At 63.1% G+C, this 13,068-nt stretch carries 13 protein-coding genes; 7 read left to right on the forward strand and 6 right to left on the reverse strand.

The genetic code is table 11. The features are described 5' to 3' along the window. Positions 1–47 precede the first annotated feature (47 nt). From BLW08_RS17235 to BLW08_RS17250, 4 genes are all read right to left on the reverse strand, one after another. The gene (locus tag BLW08_RS17235) at positions 48–1,016 is read right to left on the reverse strand and encodes an NUDIX hydrolase (protein ID WP_091326620.1); all 969 of its coding nucleotides are present in this window, start codon (positions 1,014–1,016) and stop codon (positions 48–50) included. Positions 1,017–1,025: 9 nt separating this feature from the next. Next, positions 1,026–3,275: an RNA degradosome polyphosphate kinase gene (locus BLW08_RS17240; RefSeq protein ID WP_090817683.1), complete on the reverse strand. Its 2,250-nt coding sequence runs from the start codon at positions 3,273–3,275 to the stop codon at positions 1,026–1,028. A gap of 103 nt (positions 3,276–3,378) precedes the next feature. Beyond that, a complete protein-coding gene (gene mshD, locus BLW08_RS17245; RefSeq protein ID WP_090817685.1) occupies positions 3,379–4,350 on the reverse strand; it encodes a mycothiol synthase in 972 nt (323 codons plus the stop codon). 247 nt (positions 4,351–4,597) lie between these two features. Next, on the reverse strand, positions 4,598–5,296 hold the full coding sequence (locus BLW08_RS17250) for a winged helix-turn-helix transcriptional regulator (protein ID WP_090817688.1): 699 nt from the start codon (positions 5,294–5,296) through the stop codon (positions 4,598–4,600). A 260-nt stretch (positions 5,297–5,556) separates the two neighbouring features. Between BLW08_RS17250 and BLW08_RS17255 the strand changes: the two genes are divergently transcribed. From BLW08_RS17255 to BLW08_RS17285, 7 genes are all read left to right on the forward strand, one after another. Next, complete coding sequence (locus BLW08_RS17255; protein ID WP_091326622.1) at positions 5,557–6,291, forward strand: permease; 735 nt, start codon at positions 5,557–5,559, stop codon at positions 6,289–6,291. Positions 6,292–6,457: 166 nt separating this feature from the next. After that, on the forward strand, positions 6,458–7,057 hold the full coding sequence (locus BLW08_RS17260; protein WP_090817694.1) for a nitrobindin family protein: 600 nt from the start codon (positions 6,458–6,460) through the stop codon (positions 7,055–7,057). A gap of 70 nt (positions 7,058–7,127) precedes the next feature. Then, complete coding sequence (locus BLW08_RS17265) at positions 7,128–7,850, forward strand: flavodoxin family protein (protein WP_090817697.1); 723 nt, start codon at positions 7,128–7,130, stop codon at positions 7,848–7,850. A gap of 22 nt (positions 7,851–7,872) precedes the next feature. Next, complete coding sequence (locus BLW08_RS17270; protein WP_091326624.1) at positions 7,873–8,958, forward strand: CAF17-like 4Fe-4S cluster assembly/insertion protein YgfZ; 1,086 nt, start codon at positions 7,873–7,875, stop codon at positions 8,956–8,958. Further along, on the forward strand, positions 8,955–9,374 hold the full coding sequence (locus BLW08_RS17275) for an ankyrin repeat domain-containing protein (RefSeq protein WP_090817703.1): 420 nt from the start codon (positions 8,955–8,957) through the stop codon (positions 9,372–9,374). Before BLW08_RS17270 ends, BLW08_RS17275 begins: the two co-directional genes overlap by 4 nt. 112 nt (positions 9,375–9,486) lie before the next feature. Continuing rightward, on the forward strand, positions 9,487–10,116 hold the full coding sequence (locus tag BLW08_RS17280) for a PadR family transcriptional regulator (RefSeq protein WP_090819075.1): 630 nt from the start codon (positions 9,487–9,489) through the stop codon (positions 10,114–10,116). Beyond that, on the forward strand, positions 10,100–11,620 hold the full coding sequence (locus tag BLW08_RS17285) for a DHA2 family efflux MFS transporter permease subunit (RefSeq protein WP_090817705.1): 1,521 nt from the start codon (positions 10,100–10,102) through the stop codon (positions 11,618–11,620). Before BLW08_RS17280 ends, BLW08_RS17285 begins: the two co-directional genes overlap by 17 nt. Positions 11,621–11,707: 87 nt before the next feature. Here the strand turns inward: BLW08_RS17285 and BLW08_RS17290 are convergent, their stop codons facing one another. After that, a complete protein-coding gene (locus BLW08_RS17290) occupies positions 11,708–12,457 on the reverse strand; it encodes a GNAT family N-acetyltransferase (protein ID WP_091326626.1) in 750 nt (249 codons plus the stop codon). 17 nt (positions 12,458–12,474) lie between these two features. Next, positions 12,475–13,068: 6-phosphofructokinase (locus BLW08_RS17295; RefSeq protein ID WP_175538741.1), on the reverse strand; the 594-nt coding region annotated here is incomplete at its 5' end.

Genomic DNA, 13,068 nt, shown 5'->3' on the forward strand with positions numbered 1-13,068 from the left:
ATCAAGCATTTGATACAAAAGTTGTGGGGGATGGTGCGCGTTGCGCGTTAGTCGTCGAAGGGCTTGACCTGTTCCACGGACACAATCTTCCGCTCGGATCCCCGGGCCACCTGGCAGACGATGACCTCGCCGGGAGAAAGGAAGGGGTCAGTGGTGGGAAGGAGAGCCCGCAGCGCCTGCGACATGTGCTGGCCCAGCTGCTTAAGGGCCGTGGGCAGCGCCGGGCGATGAGTGCAGACTGCGATTGGCACCTGCTTATCGAACAATGCCTCGACCGCCGCAGCCGTCTTCTTGGGAGAGCGCTGATGGTTGTGCTCCGTGAGGGCTTCCACCAGTTTCACCTTGGCCCCGCTGGCCTTGGCATAAGGGGCAATGGTGGCTACGCAGCGGGTCCACGGGCTGGTCACCACCCGCTGTGGTTTCCATACCTCCAACAGGCGTTGCACTGCCACTGCCTGCCGCTGACCCGTGGCGGCCAGCGGGCGGTCACCCTCAGCCTTGGTCCACGAGGACCGGGGTTTTGCCTTGGCATGGCGGATCAACACCAACGGCCACGTGTCCAGTTCACCGCGGACGTGAGCCTTCTCAAGATATTCCAGGGGCTCCACGTCCGTGGGATTGCTCAGGAAGGAAGCCGCACGGTCCGGACTGCACCACATGACGCTGTCTACTTCCTTGCCGTCAGGGCGGAGCTGTGCCCCATTAACCTTAACGGCCCAGTACCGAACCACTTTCAGGCCAGCGGCCACATGATAGTGAATCGCGGGGAGCGGTATGCCCAGCGGCGCCTGGAGGCCTATCTCCTCCCACACTTCACGCGCGGCGCACTCCGGGACGGTTTCGCCGGCGTCGAGCTTTCCTTTGGGCCATGACCAATCGTCGTAGCGCGGCCGGTGAATCAGAAGAACCTCAAGGGCGCCCTTGCTGACGCGCCAAGGAATAGCGCCGGCTGCAACTACGGCAACCGGCTCACCGGGGTGGTCTGTCTGATCCTGCACGGGGGTATCGCTGTTCAAGTGGTTCCTTTACCGCCGGGCCGATGCGCGCTGCCGTGAACGCGATTCCAGAAGCCAGGACTGCATGTCCAGGAGCGGCTTGCCGTCCTGGTCCAGGTGGAACCTCGTCCAATGGCCTTGGTTGTCCAGGTGCCAGCTCGCCGTTCCGTCGTCCACGTACCGACGCATCAGGTCCATGACCGTTGCTGTGTCTTCCTTGCTGGCCAGCTGGACCAGGGCCTCCACGCGGCGGTCCAGGTTACGGTGCATCATGTCGGCTGAGCCGATGTACACCACGGGCTCACCGCCATTGCCAAAGGCAAAGACGCGTGAGTGTTCAAGGAACCGGCCAAGGACGGAACGGACAGTGATGTTTTCGCTGAGCCCCGGCACGCCCGGACGCAGCGAGCAGATACCGCGGACCACCACGTCAACCTTCACGCCGGCCTGTGAGGCACGGTAGAGGGCATCAATAATGGCTTCGTCCACCATTGAGTTGACCTTGATCTGAACGAGCCCCGGGATGCCGGCGCGGGCGTTGCGGATTTCGGTTTCGATTCGGTCCACCAACCCGGCCCGGACCGATCGCGGTGCCACAAGAAGCCTCTTGAAAGTGGACTTGGGGGCGTAGCCGGAGAGCTGGTTGAAGAGCTTGGAAAGGTCTTCGCCCACTTGCTCATTTGCCGTCAGCAGGCCGAGGTCCTCATAGTAGCGGGCCGTACGGGGGTGGTAGTTGCCCGTGCCGATGTGGCAGTAACGGCGCAGGCCATCCACTTCCTGACGGACTACCAAGGACAACTTGCAGTGCGTCTTCAGGCCAACGATGCCGTAGACCACGTGCACGCCGGCCTGTTCCAGCTTGCGGGCCCAGGAGATATTCGCTTGCTCGTCAAAGCGTGCCTTGATCTCAACAAGGGCCAGGACCTGCTTGCCCGCCTCTGCTGCGTCGATCAGGGCGTCGACGATGGGGGAGTCGCCGGATGTGCGGTACAGCGTCTGCTTGATGGCCTGGACCTTAGGGTCCGCGGCTGCCTGCTCCAGGAAGGCCTGGACGGACGTAGAGAACGAGTCGTACGGGTGGTGGAGCAGGATGTCGCGTCGCCGCATGGCGGCAAAGACATTCGCGGCCTTGGACGTCTCAGACTCGTTGAGGTATCGCGAGGTGTGCGGCACGTGCTTGGGGTAGTGAAGATCGGCGCGGTCGATGCCGCTGATCGCGGACAGCCCGCGGAGATCCAGGGGAGCAGGCACAGAGTAGACCTCTGACTCCTCAACCCCAAGTTCCCGAATCAGCAGTGCCTTGATGTTCGGGTTGATGTCCGTGGTGACTTCCAAACGCACGGGAGGGCCGAAGCGGCGGCGCAGCAGTTCCTTCTCCAAGGCCTGCAGGAGGTTCTCGGCGTCGTCCTCTTCTACTTCCAGGTCCTCATTGCGGGTGACACGGAAGGTATGGTGCTCCAGCACCTCCATGCCGGGGAAGAGCTTATCCAGATGGACAGCGATGACTTCTTCCAAGGCGATGAACCGGGCCACGCGGCCAGGGATGGCACCCGCACGGGGACCGTCCACCGAGATGAGGCGGGGGAGCTGGTCCGGAACCTTCACACGGGCAAAGAGTTCCTTGTCGCTGATCGGATTGCTCACGATCACGGCGAGGTTCAGGGAGAGGCCGGAGATGTACGGGAAGGGGTGGGCTGGGTCCACGGCCAAGGGGGTCAGGATCGGGAAGACCTTCTCCTGGAACATGATGCTGATCCGGTGGCGGGCATCCTCATCGAGTTCGTGCCAGTGCATGATGTGGATGTGCTCGTAAGCCAGGGCAGGGCGGATCTGCTCTGCGAAGACCCGCGCATGGCGTTCCTGCAGCTTATGGGCCTCTTCGCCGATCTGCTCCAGCACCTCGATGGGGCTCAGCCCTGCGGGGGAAGGGACGGCAAGGCCGGTGGCGATGCGGCGCTTGAGGCCGGCCACCCGGACCATGAAGAACTCGTCCAGGTTGGAAGCGAAGATCGAGAGGAAGTTGACGCGTTCCAGCAAGAACAGGTCAGGATCCTCGGCGAGCTCCAGTACGCGGGAGTTGAACGCAAGCCAACTCAGCTCACGGTCCAGGAAACGGTCCGGGGAGATGTCGCCTTCCGGCTCCAGGCTCGGTGCAAACTCAGGAATATCGATGCGGTCCTGGGTGGCTCGCGAGGCCGGCACTTCCGATGATCCGAAGCGCGGGGGCAGGGTTGCACCCTTCGAGGTGGATCCGGCGGTGCCGACGGGGTCCGGCTGCATGGGGTTCTCCTAAGCTCAGGACGGGGTTTCCTCCCACATTACAAGCAATTGTGGTGCCCGAATCCAAGATGTCACCGGCTTTCCGTCCGGCGATCTCCCAAGGTTAATTTTTGGTTACCGGACCATACATCACGTCGGTATCCCAACGAACGAAGCCGAGTTTCTGATAAAGGGCTACCGCAGCTGCGTTGTCGGCGTCTACGTAGAGCATCACCGCATGCAGGCCCTTGTCCTGGAGATGGTTGATACCCGCTACCGTCAACGCCTTGCCAAGACCCAGCCCTTGGGCCGCCGGCGTAACGCCCACCACGTACACCTCGCCGATGGCCGGGTGCGGACCTTGGCGGGGATGGACCTTGGTCCAGTGGAATCCCAACAGCTCGCCGCCGTCATTGACGGCCAACAGGAAGCCCCCGGGATCGAACCAGTCCTCCGCCTTGCGGGCTTCCAGATCCGCCAGGGTCATCGAACCCTGTTCGGGGTGGTGCGAGAACGCTGCGCGGTTGGCGTCCAGCCATGCTTGCTCGTCCTGGCCCGGCACGAAGGCGCGGAGGGAGACGCCATCCGGCAGGCCGGCGTCGGGCAGTGCAGAGGCCGAGGACATCAGCCGCATCTTCCACAGTTCACGTACTGGCCCGTATCCGAAGCGCGCGGCGAGTTCGGCGGCGGCTTCATGATTGCCGTGGGACCAGGCGCTCAAGCCGTCAAGGCTTCGTTTGCCCTGGAGTGCGCCCAGTAACCTGCCCGCCACACCCTGGTTGCGGTAGCTCGGGTGGACGGCCAACTCCAGCACGCCGCTCTGGTCCGGGCCTTCAACGACGACGGCGATTCCCGCGAGGTCCTCGGCGGTGGCCGGATCTGAGTCCTCGTCAGGAGCATAGAGGGCAAAGGAGAGGACGGAATGGTCGCCCGCGTCGACACCCCGCAGCATCACCAGAGTCTGCTCAGAGAGGGGAGGGTTCCCGTCGGACTCCTCCGCAGCGGCGGCGAGGGTCTTGAAGTCTTTCAGGAGCTCGGTGTCCAAGGCGCCGTTGATGATCAGTACGGGCCAGTTTTCCGGATGCGCGTGACTCATGATGCAAGGCTATACGTCCCACGCAAGCCGCGTGATTTGATGTCCCGGCGCAACGGCGGTAGTCTCGTTATCTCGCTCGGCTTTCGACTGGTTCGTCAGTGAGTGTTGGGGGGATCCACCAGTGGGGTGGCCTCGATACGTTCGACCCGTATGTCCTCCACCAAAAGCAGAAGAGGCCCGGATCCACAAGGATCCGGGCCTCTTCTGCTTTGTTGCAGCGGGTTCTTCGGTGAAGCGGCGGGCAGGCTCAGGCTTCCGAGAGTTCATCATCGGGGAGCCTGACCAGTGTGAGCCGGTACCCGACGTTGCGTACCGTGCTGATCAGGTTCTCGTGGTCCACGCCCAACTTGGCCCTGAGTCGCCGGATATGGACATCCACGGTCCTGGTGCCTCCGTAATAGTCGTAGCCCCACACTTCGGTCAGCAATTGCTGGCGGGTGAACACACGGCCCGGGTGCTGTGCCAAGTACTTCAGGAGTTCGAACTCCTTGAACGTCAGGTTCAGGGGTTGGCCATTCACACGCGCTGTGTAGCTCGCTTCGTCGATCACGACGCCGGCAGCCCGGATCTCGGTCTGGGTCTCCTCTTCGCCGGTGACGGCTCGCGCCATGGCCAGGCGGATCCGCGCTTCCACTTCGGCGGGTCCTGCGGAGTCCAGCACGATGTCATCTACTGCCCAGGCGGAGGAGACAGCAGCCATGCCGCCTTCCGTGAGGATCAGCATGAGGGGTGCGCTCAGGCCGGTGGCCTTGAGCAGCTGCGTCAGTGAGCGGGCGCCCACCAGGTCCTTGCGGGCATCCAGGAAAACGATGTCCGTAGGATCGGTTTCGAGCAGGGCGGTGGGTTCTGCCGGGAGGATGTGCACGCGGTGGTTGAGCAATTCCAAGGCAGGCAGAATGTCCACCGAAGAGCCGGTGCTGTTCGTTAGGAGCAGGATGTGCGACATAGTTCCTCCAATGGGCTTTACGCGCATCATCGGGCGTCGAAACCGGAGTCTCACCGGTCGGTCACAGCGCGCGTGCACCTCTGCCCGTTGTAACGGGATGAAGGCAAACACGGTGCGCCGTTGAAGTCTGAGTATACCCATCAGGGCCCCGCCAGACAGGGATTCGTGACGGGCAGGCGCCGGAATTACGACATATTGGGCCGGGTTAAGGCAGGATTGTCGAGAGGTCGTAAGGCGCATCGGATTGAGGTCGGCACACAGTGAAGTCTTGGAGCATCGGGGTATTTGGACTCGTGGCGCTCGCAGCCATCGTGGCCAGCACCTTCGTTTCCCGGGAAGCCATGGTGGGCGTTGGCATCGCGGCGTCCGCGGCTGTCGGGATTGGCTGGCCCCATTTCCTTGGAGTGCCGGCCAAGAAGACGCTGGCATCCGTCATCGCTTTGGCCGGCGCGGGATCAGCAGTGACTGCCGCGTACATGCCGGCACCAGGGTTCCTGGATGGAGCACCGGCCTTTATTGCCTTGGGCGTGATGGCAGTGTTCATCGTCCAGCTGGTCCGGGGCACTGGCCAGGCCCAACGCCTGGAATCCACACTGGGATGTTGCGCGGGAGTCCTTTTGAACTGCCTGGGCGCCGGGTGGATTGCCAGCGCCCGGTTCAACGGCGTACGGGAGATGGTCCTGGTGGCCGGCCTGAGCGCTGCTGTGGCCCTCCTGATCGGAATCATCCGCTGGCCGGACCGCATCGTGGCGCCCCTTGGTGTGGTGATGGCGGGCCTCATGGGGCCACTGGCCGGCCTCGTCTTCTCTGATATCGCGGTCCTCCCCGCCGCCCTGGTGGGCGTCGTGGTGGGGTCCGTGCTGGTGTGCTTCCGGCGGATGACCACCCTCCGCCGGGGACGCCTCAACATTCCTGCAGCTGTGGGAATGGGCGTAGCGCCTGTTTGGGCCGTGGGGGCTTTGGCATACTTCATTGACAAACTACTCATCTACTAACGGTTAGGATGGCATCATGTCTGTACTCGCATTTGAAATCTTCTTCCTCGTTCTCCTTGGCCTGGCAAGCGTTGCCATGGCTTGGTTTGCAGGTTTTGTCGTTTACCGCCTTTTCCAGGGCCAGAAGTAAGCCTTCTGATCCTGCTTTCCACGCAAGGTAGTCGTTGTGCCTATTGAGATCCCAACAGACCTGACGCCTGAACTCGTCCCGCTTTCCTGGCTCATTGGTGAGTGGGAGGGCCGCGGCCGGCTCGGCAGCGGTGACGAGGATTCGGAGCATTTCGTCCAGCATGCCTCCTTCACCCATAACGGTCTTCCGTACCTGCAGTACCGGGCCGAAACCTGGCTCGCTGATGACGCCGGCACAAAGCTGCGTCCGCTGACGGTTGAGACCGGTTTCTGGGCTTTGGAGCGGAAGCTCCAGGAGGGCGACGGCGGTCCTGGGCTGATCCCGGCCGACATCGTTCCGGTGCTCAAGACGGCCGATGACGTTGAGGAGCGCCGCAACAAAGACGGCGGCTTCGATATCTCTGTCTCGATCGCCCACCCCGGCGGCATCACAGAGCTCTATTACGGCCAGATCAAGGGCCCGCAGATCCAGCTAAGCACTGACATGGTGATGCGCGGCAGCCACTCCAAGGAGTACACCGCCGCCACCCGGATCTTCGGCCTGGTGGACGGCAACCTCTTGTGGCGTTGGGATGTGGCCGCCAGCGGTAAAGCTCTCGAAGCCCACGCCTCTGCCTTCCTCCACAAGGTGTCCTGACCCGGGAAAGGCGTACTTGGCCCGAGGCCTCACTTTTCGTTCCGCACGCAACCAGCAGAAGGAGCAGACAGTGAACAGCAACCTCAAGCCGGGAGGCTATGAGGGCCTCAAGGCCGTCTTTTTCAATGGCACTCTCAAGCCCTCTCCACAGCTCAGCAACACGGATGGCCTGATCAGGATCAGCCGGGACATCATGGAGAAGCAGGGTGTCACCACCCGGCTCATCCGAACCGTTGACCATGACATCGCCAGTGGTGTGTATCCCGATATGCGTGAGCACGGCTGGAAGTCGGACGAGTGGCCGGAGATCTACCCGGCCGTCAAGGATGCCGACATCGTGGTGGTTGCCGGTCCCATCTGGCTGGGGGACAACTCGTCGCAGACCAAGAAACTCATTGAGCGGCTGTATGCGCATTCGGGCCAGCTGAACAGCCGGGGCCAATGGGCGTTTTACCCGAAAGTGGGCGGGTGCCTGATCACCGGCAACGAGGACGGCATCAAGCACTGCTCCATGAACGTGCTGTACAGCCTGCAGCACGTTGGCTTCACTATCCCGCCGCAAGCCGACGCTGGCTGGATTGGCCCCGTGGGTCCCGGGCCCAGCTATTTGGACGAAGGATCGGGTGGTCCGGAGAGTGATTTTACTAACAGGAACACCACCTTCATGACGTGGAACCTGCTCCATATGGCCAAGCTCCTGCGTGATGCAGGCGGCATTCCCGCCTACGGCAACTTGCCGGAGGAATGGAAAGCAGGCACCCGATTTGATTTCGAAAACCCGGAATACCGCTGAGCCGCAAGGACTTCTACTGGATATGACTTACAAAAGCCTTCTGTTGTCGCGCCCTGGCGCTGTCGAGGATACTGGTCTGGATGCCGGCGTCGCGGCCCACTATGGCGAGCCTCTGCGTGAGCAGCGCGCTTTGGCAACCGGTACCGCCGTCGTCGATCTTTCACACCGCGGCGTAGTGACTGTCTCCGGCCCGGACCGGTTGAGCTGGCTCAACACACTGTCCTCCCAGCAGCTCACCAATCTGCAGCCCGGAGTTTCCAGCGAACTGTTGATGCTCAGCGTGCAAGGCCGCATCGAGTTCGACGCGAGGGTCATCGACGACGCTGAAACCATCTGGCTGATCGTGGAGAGCGCGGAAGCGGCCCCGTTGGCGGAATGGCTGAACAAGATGAAGTTCATGCTCCGCGTGGAGATCACGGATGTCTCGGAGCAGTGGGCGGTGGTGGGTGCCACCAAGGCTGTGGAGCAGTTGTCATCCCGCTTGGTATGGGAAGATCCCTGGCCGCATGTCAGCCCTGGCGGCTACGCCTACAGCATCGTCCCCGAAGAGTCCCACCCGGGGCTGGAGCGGCCGTGGTTTGAGTACCTGGTCCCGGTTGCCGAGCTTGAAAACGCCGTGGACGGACTGCCTCTGGCAGGGTCCTTGGCTGCAGACGCCTTGAGGATCGCCGCATGGCGGCCGCGCCTGGGCGCCGAAACGGATGAGAAGACCATTCCCCACGAATTGGATCTCTTGAGGACCTCGGTTCACTTGAACAAGGGGTGCTACAAGGGCCAGGAGACCATCGCCCGCGTGCACAACCTGGGCCACCCGCCGCGGAGGCTGGTATTCCTGCAACTGGACGGCTCCCAGCACACGCTGCCCGCTGTTGGCAGTGTCGTATTTGCCGGGGAACGCAAGGTAGGTACTCTGACTTCGGTGGCGCAGCACTTCGAAATGGGACCGGTGGCCTTGGCCGTGGTCAAGCGCTCCGTTTCAGCGGAGGAAACCCTGACCGTGATGGATGGCGAAGAGCCTTACGTCGCTGCCCAGGAAGTGATCGTCGCCCCCGACGCCGGCCAGGTTGTCGGGCGCCAGACCGGATTCCTGAAGGGACCCCATCGATGAGCCACCCCACCGGCCCGGAGGCCACCGGCCCCGAAACGGCCGCCGACGACGAAACGTTGGCCCTCGCCCATGCCCTGTTTGACGCCGCACGCGGCGGCGACGCCGAATTGCTGCGCAGCTACTTGGCCGCGGGCGCTCCGGCAACCCTGACCAACGCCGCCGGTGATTCGCTGTTGATGCTCGCGGCGTATCACGGTCACGAGGACGCGGTGCAGCTGATCCTGCATCACGGCGCCGACGTCAACGCTGCCAATGACCGCGGGCAGACGCCGCTGGCCGGGGCCGTGTTCAAGGGATATACGGGCGTAGCCCGGGCGCTGCTGGATGCAGGTGCAGACCCCGACGCCGGAACCCCCTCAGCGCGCGACGCTGCGACCATGTTCGCGCGGACGGAGATTTTGGCCCTCCTGGGCTGATTCGGGCCACTACGCCAGCAAGCCCGGTCGCTGCAGCGGCCGGGCTTACTTGCGCCTACATATTCCACGTGGAATAGTTGTGGTGGAATATTTATGATGAAAGGTGTCCGCTGTGCCCAAAGTTGCTGACCTGACGCCCCTGGGTGTTGCGTCCCTGGCGCTTCTGGCAGAAGAACCCATGCATCCGTACGAGATGTATCAAGTCCTGATGGCCCGCCATGAGGACCGGCTCGTCAAAGTCCGCCCCGGCACGCTGTATCACGCGGTCGGCCGGCTTGAGGAACACGGGCTCGTCCAGGCAACCGGAACGGAACGCGAAGGCAACCGCCCCGAACGGACTACGTACTGCATTACCGACGCCGGGCACCAGGCCCTGGATGCCCGGCTCCAAGCGATGCTGTCCACGCCCGTTAACGAGTACCCCCTCTTCCCACACGCGATAGCCGAAGCCCATCACCTTCCCGCGGACGTTGTGATGCGGCTCCTTGAAGAGCGGGTGGTGGCGCTCAGCGCCGATCTTGACTTCCTGGTTACCGCCGAGGCCACCGTGACGGCCAAAGGACTGGACCGCAAGTACTGGATCGACATCACGTATCAACAAGCAATCACGCGAACGGAGATCGCGTGGATCCGCGGTCTCCTGGAGGAGTTGGACAGCGGAAAACTGCCCTGGGACGAACCCCGGCCAACTCCAACCGAACTTTCAAACAAGCCAAAGGAATCCCTTGGAAAACGTAGCTAAGCCGTGGCCCGCGCTGTGGTCACTCGTGGTGGGTTTCTTCATGATCCTCATCGACACCACCATCGTGTCGGTCGCGAATCCGCGGATCATGGAGGGCCTCAACACGGATATCAATGCCGTCATCTGGGTCACCAGCGCCTATCTGCTGGCATACGCCGTCCCCCTGCTCATCACCGGCAGGCTTGGTGACAGGTTTGGTCCCAAGAACCTGTACCTGATCGGCCTTGTGGTCTTCACTCTCGCCTCTTTGTGGTGTGGGCTCTCCGGCGATGTCACCATGCTGATCGCCGCCCGTGCGGTTCAGGGCTTTGGTGCCGCCATGATGACGCCGCAGACCATGGCCGTCATTACCCGCATCTTTCCTCCGGACCGGCGCGGTGCCGCCATGGGTCTGTGGGGAGCTACCGCCGGCATGGCAGTACTCGTTGGGCCGATCCTTGGCGGCGTCCTGGTGGACAGCCTGGGGTGGGAATGGATCTTCTTCGTCAACGTCCCCATCGGCATTGTGGCGTTCATCCTGGTCACCCGTTTTGTCCCGAAACTGACGACGCACAGCCACACGTTCGACGTCGTTGGCGTGGTGCTGTCCGCCGTCGGCATGTTCCTGCTGGTCTTTGGCATCCAGGAGGGCCAGACGTACAAGTGGGGAACAGTCACCGGCTTCATTTCCGTGTGGGGCCTGATCGTCACCGGAATTGTTGTGCTGGTTCTCTTCGTTGTTTGGCAGTGGCTCCTGGAACGCCGGGGCGGGGAACCCCTGCTGCCCCTTGGCTTGTTCAAGGACCGCAACTTCTCGCTGGGCAACACCACCATCATGGCCGTTGGCTTCACGGTCACCGCTTTCCCGCTGCCCACCATCTTCTACTACCAGACGGTGCGAGGCCTGACGCCCACCCAGTCGGCGCTGCTGATGATCCCCATGGCCGTCATTTCGGGTGCGCTGGCGCCATTCGTTGGCAAGCTCATTGACCGTGCGAACCCGCGCTACTTTGCCTCGTTCGGGCTGGTCTGCATGGCCGGAGCATTGTTCTGGACCGCGGCCTTGCTGGGACCTGACACCCCCATCTGGATGTTCCTGCTTCCCAGCGCTTTGCAGGGCGTTGCCAACGCCTTTATCTGGGGTCCGGTATCCAACGCCACCACCCGCAACCTGGCACCCCGCCAGGCCGGGGCCGGTTCGGGCGTGTTCAACACCACCCGCCAAATCGGTGCCGTCCTGGGTTCGGCGGCAATCGCCGCCCTGATCCAGTCGCGGCTGGCAGCAGAACTGCCTGCGGCGCCTGCCGGTGCTCCTGTTGGTGAAGCCTCCATGAGTGGTGTCCTGCCGGAAGCCCTGCATGCAGGATTCTCGACGGCGATGAGCCAGTCCATCATCCTGCCCGCCTGTGCGATTCTGCTGGGTGCCGTGGTGGCTTTGTTCTTTGGCAAGCCGAAGTCGGTGAGTGGTTGGGGCGGCACGTCCGAATCCGAACCAGCCACCGAGAAGGCTGATCTCAACACCTAGACTGCTCAACACCTGGACTGTTTGTACAGCTAACGCCCTTAGGAAGGTTCCTAAAGGGCGTTAGCTGTACAAACACTCCGCCGGGATTCAGCCGAGCAGTACGCTCGCGTGGAGCCCGCCCGTGGCGAAGCCAAGGCTGCGGGCCATCGCGAGTGCTCCAGTGTTGCTGACATCGGCTTTCCACTGGAGGGTCAAGCCCGCCGCCAGGGCCTCGTGCGCCGCGATGGACGCAGCCAGCGTGCCCAAACCGCGCCTTCGCCAGGGTGGCGCCACGAGAACCCCCATGTTGGCCAGGATGCCCTCCCACTCGGAATACGCCCCACAGGCCACCGGTGTGGGCTGCTCCTCATCCGGGTGCATGATGGTGAAGCGGTGCTCCAATCCTTGGAGTCCAACTTCATTGACGTCATCCGGTGGGCAGAGCCCCTCAAGGCTGATCGCCTCGGGATTCCCGTGCGAGACGGTGAGATCGTCCGAGGGTTGCTGCAGGGGCAGATCGTCCGCGAAAAACAGGGCCGTTGACCCGAGACCGTGCCCGCCATGTGCCCGGGTCAGGGTCAGCAAGGTGACGTGCTGTGCGAGCTCGGTATCGGGAAGTTCCGCCGCTGCGTCCAGCGCCCACTGGGGCCCCACCAAAGCTGAAACCCCGAAGAGCCTCAGGAAGACCACTGACCGGGCGGACTCGTCCACGCGGGTGATTCTGTTGGCGGGTTGGCCAGGGTCTGGCGTGCTGGTGGCGAGCTGGGCAGCCGCGGTGGCGAAAGCGTCGTCGCCGAGCCCCAAATGACGAGCCCACGCCAGCTGGATAATGGCAGCGGACGTGGGCTCTAAAGTCATGGATTCAGCCTAGCCGACTACCCGAACAGCACCGACGCTTCGTCGTAACGGTGCTGTGGCACGGTCTTGAGTTTGCCGAGGGCTTCTTCGAAGCCGACGTGGGAGATGTCTGTGCCTTTCAGGGCCACCATGGTGCCCCATCGGCCTTCGACGACGGAGTCGATGGCGGCCATGCCCAGGCGTGTGGCCAGGACGCGGTCGTACGCGGTGGGGACGCCGCCGCGCTGGATGTGGCCAAGGATCGTGGCGCGGGTTTCGATGCCGGTGCGTGCTTCGATCTCGGGTGCCAGTTGATCGGCGATGCCGCCAAGGCGGGGCCGGCCGAAGGTGTCCAGGCCACGCTCGGAGTGCGGGGATTCCATGTGATCGGGAACGAAGCCCTCGGCAACTACCACCAGGGGCGCGCGGCCACGGTCGTGGGCTTCCTGGACCCATTCGGTGATCTGTTCGATGCTGGCTTTCTGTTCCGGGATCAGGATGGCGTGGGCGCCGGCGGCCATGCCGGCGTGCAGTGCGATCCAGCCGACGTGGCGGCCCATGACTTCGGCGATCATGCATCGGTGGTGGGACTCGCCGGTGGTGCGGAGCCTGTCGATGGCCTCGGTGGCGAT

Origin of the sequence: Arthrobacter sp. cf158 (assembly GCF_900106835.1) — a bacterium.
In the GTDB taxonomy this organism is placed as follows: domain Bacteria; phylum Actinomycetota; class Actinomycetes; order Actinomycetales; family Micrococcaceae; genus Arthrobacter.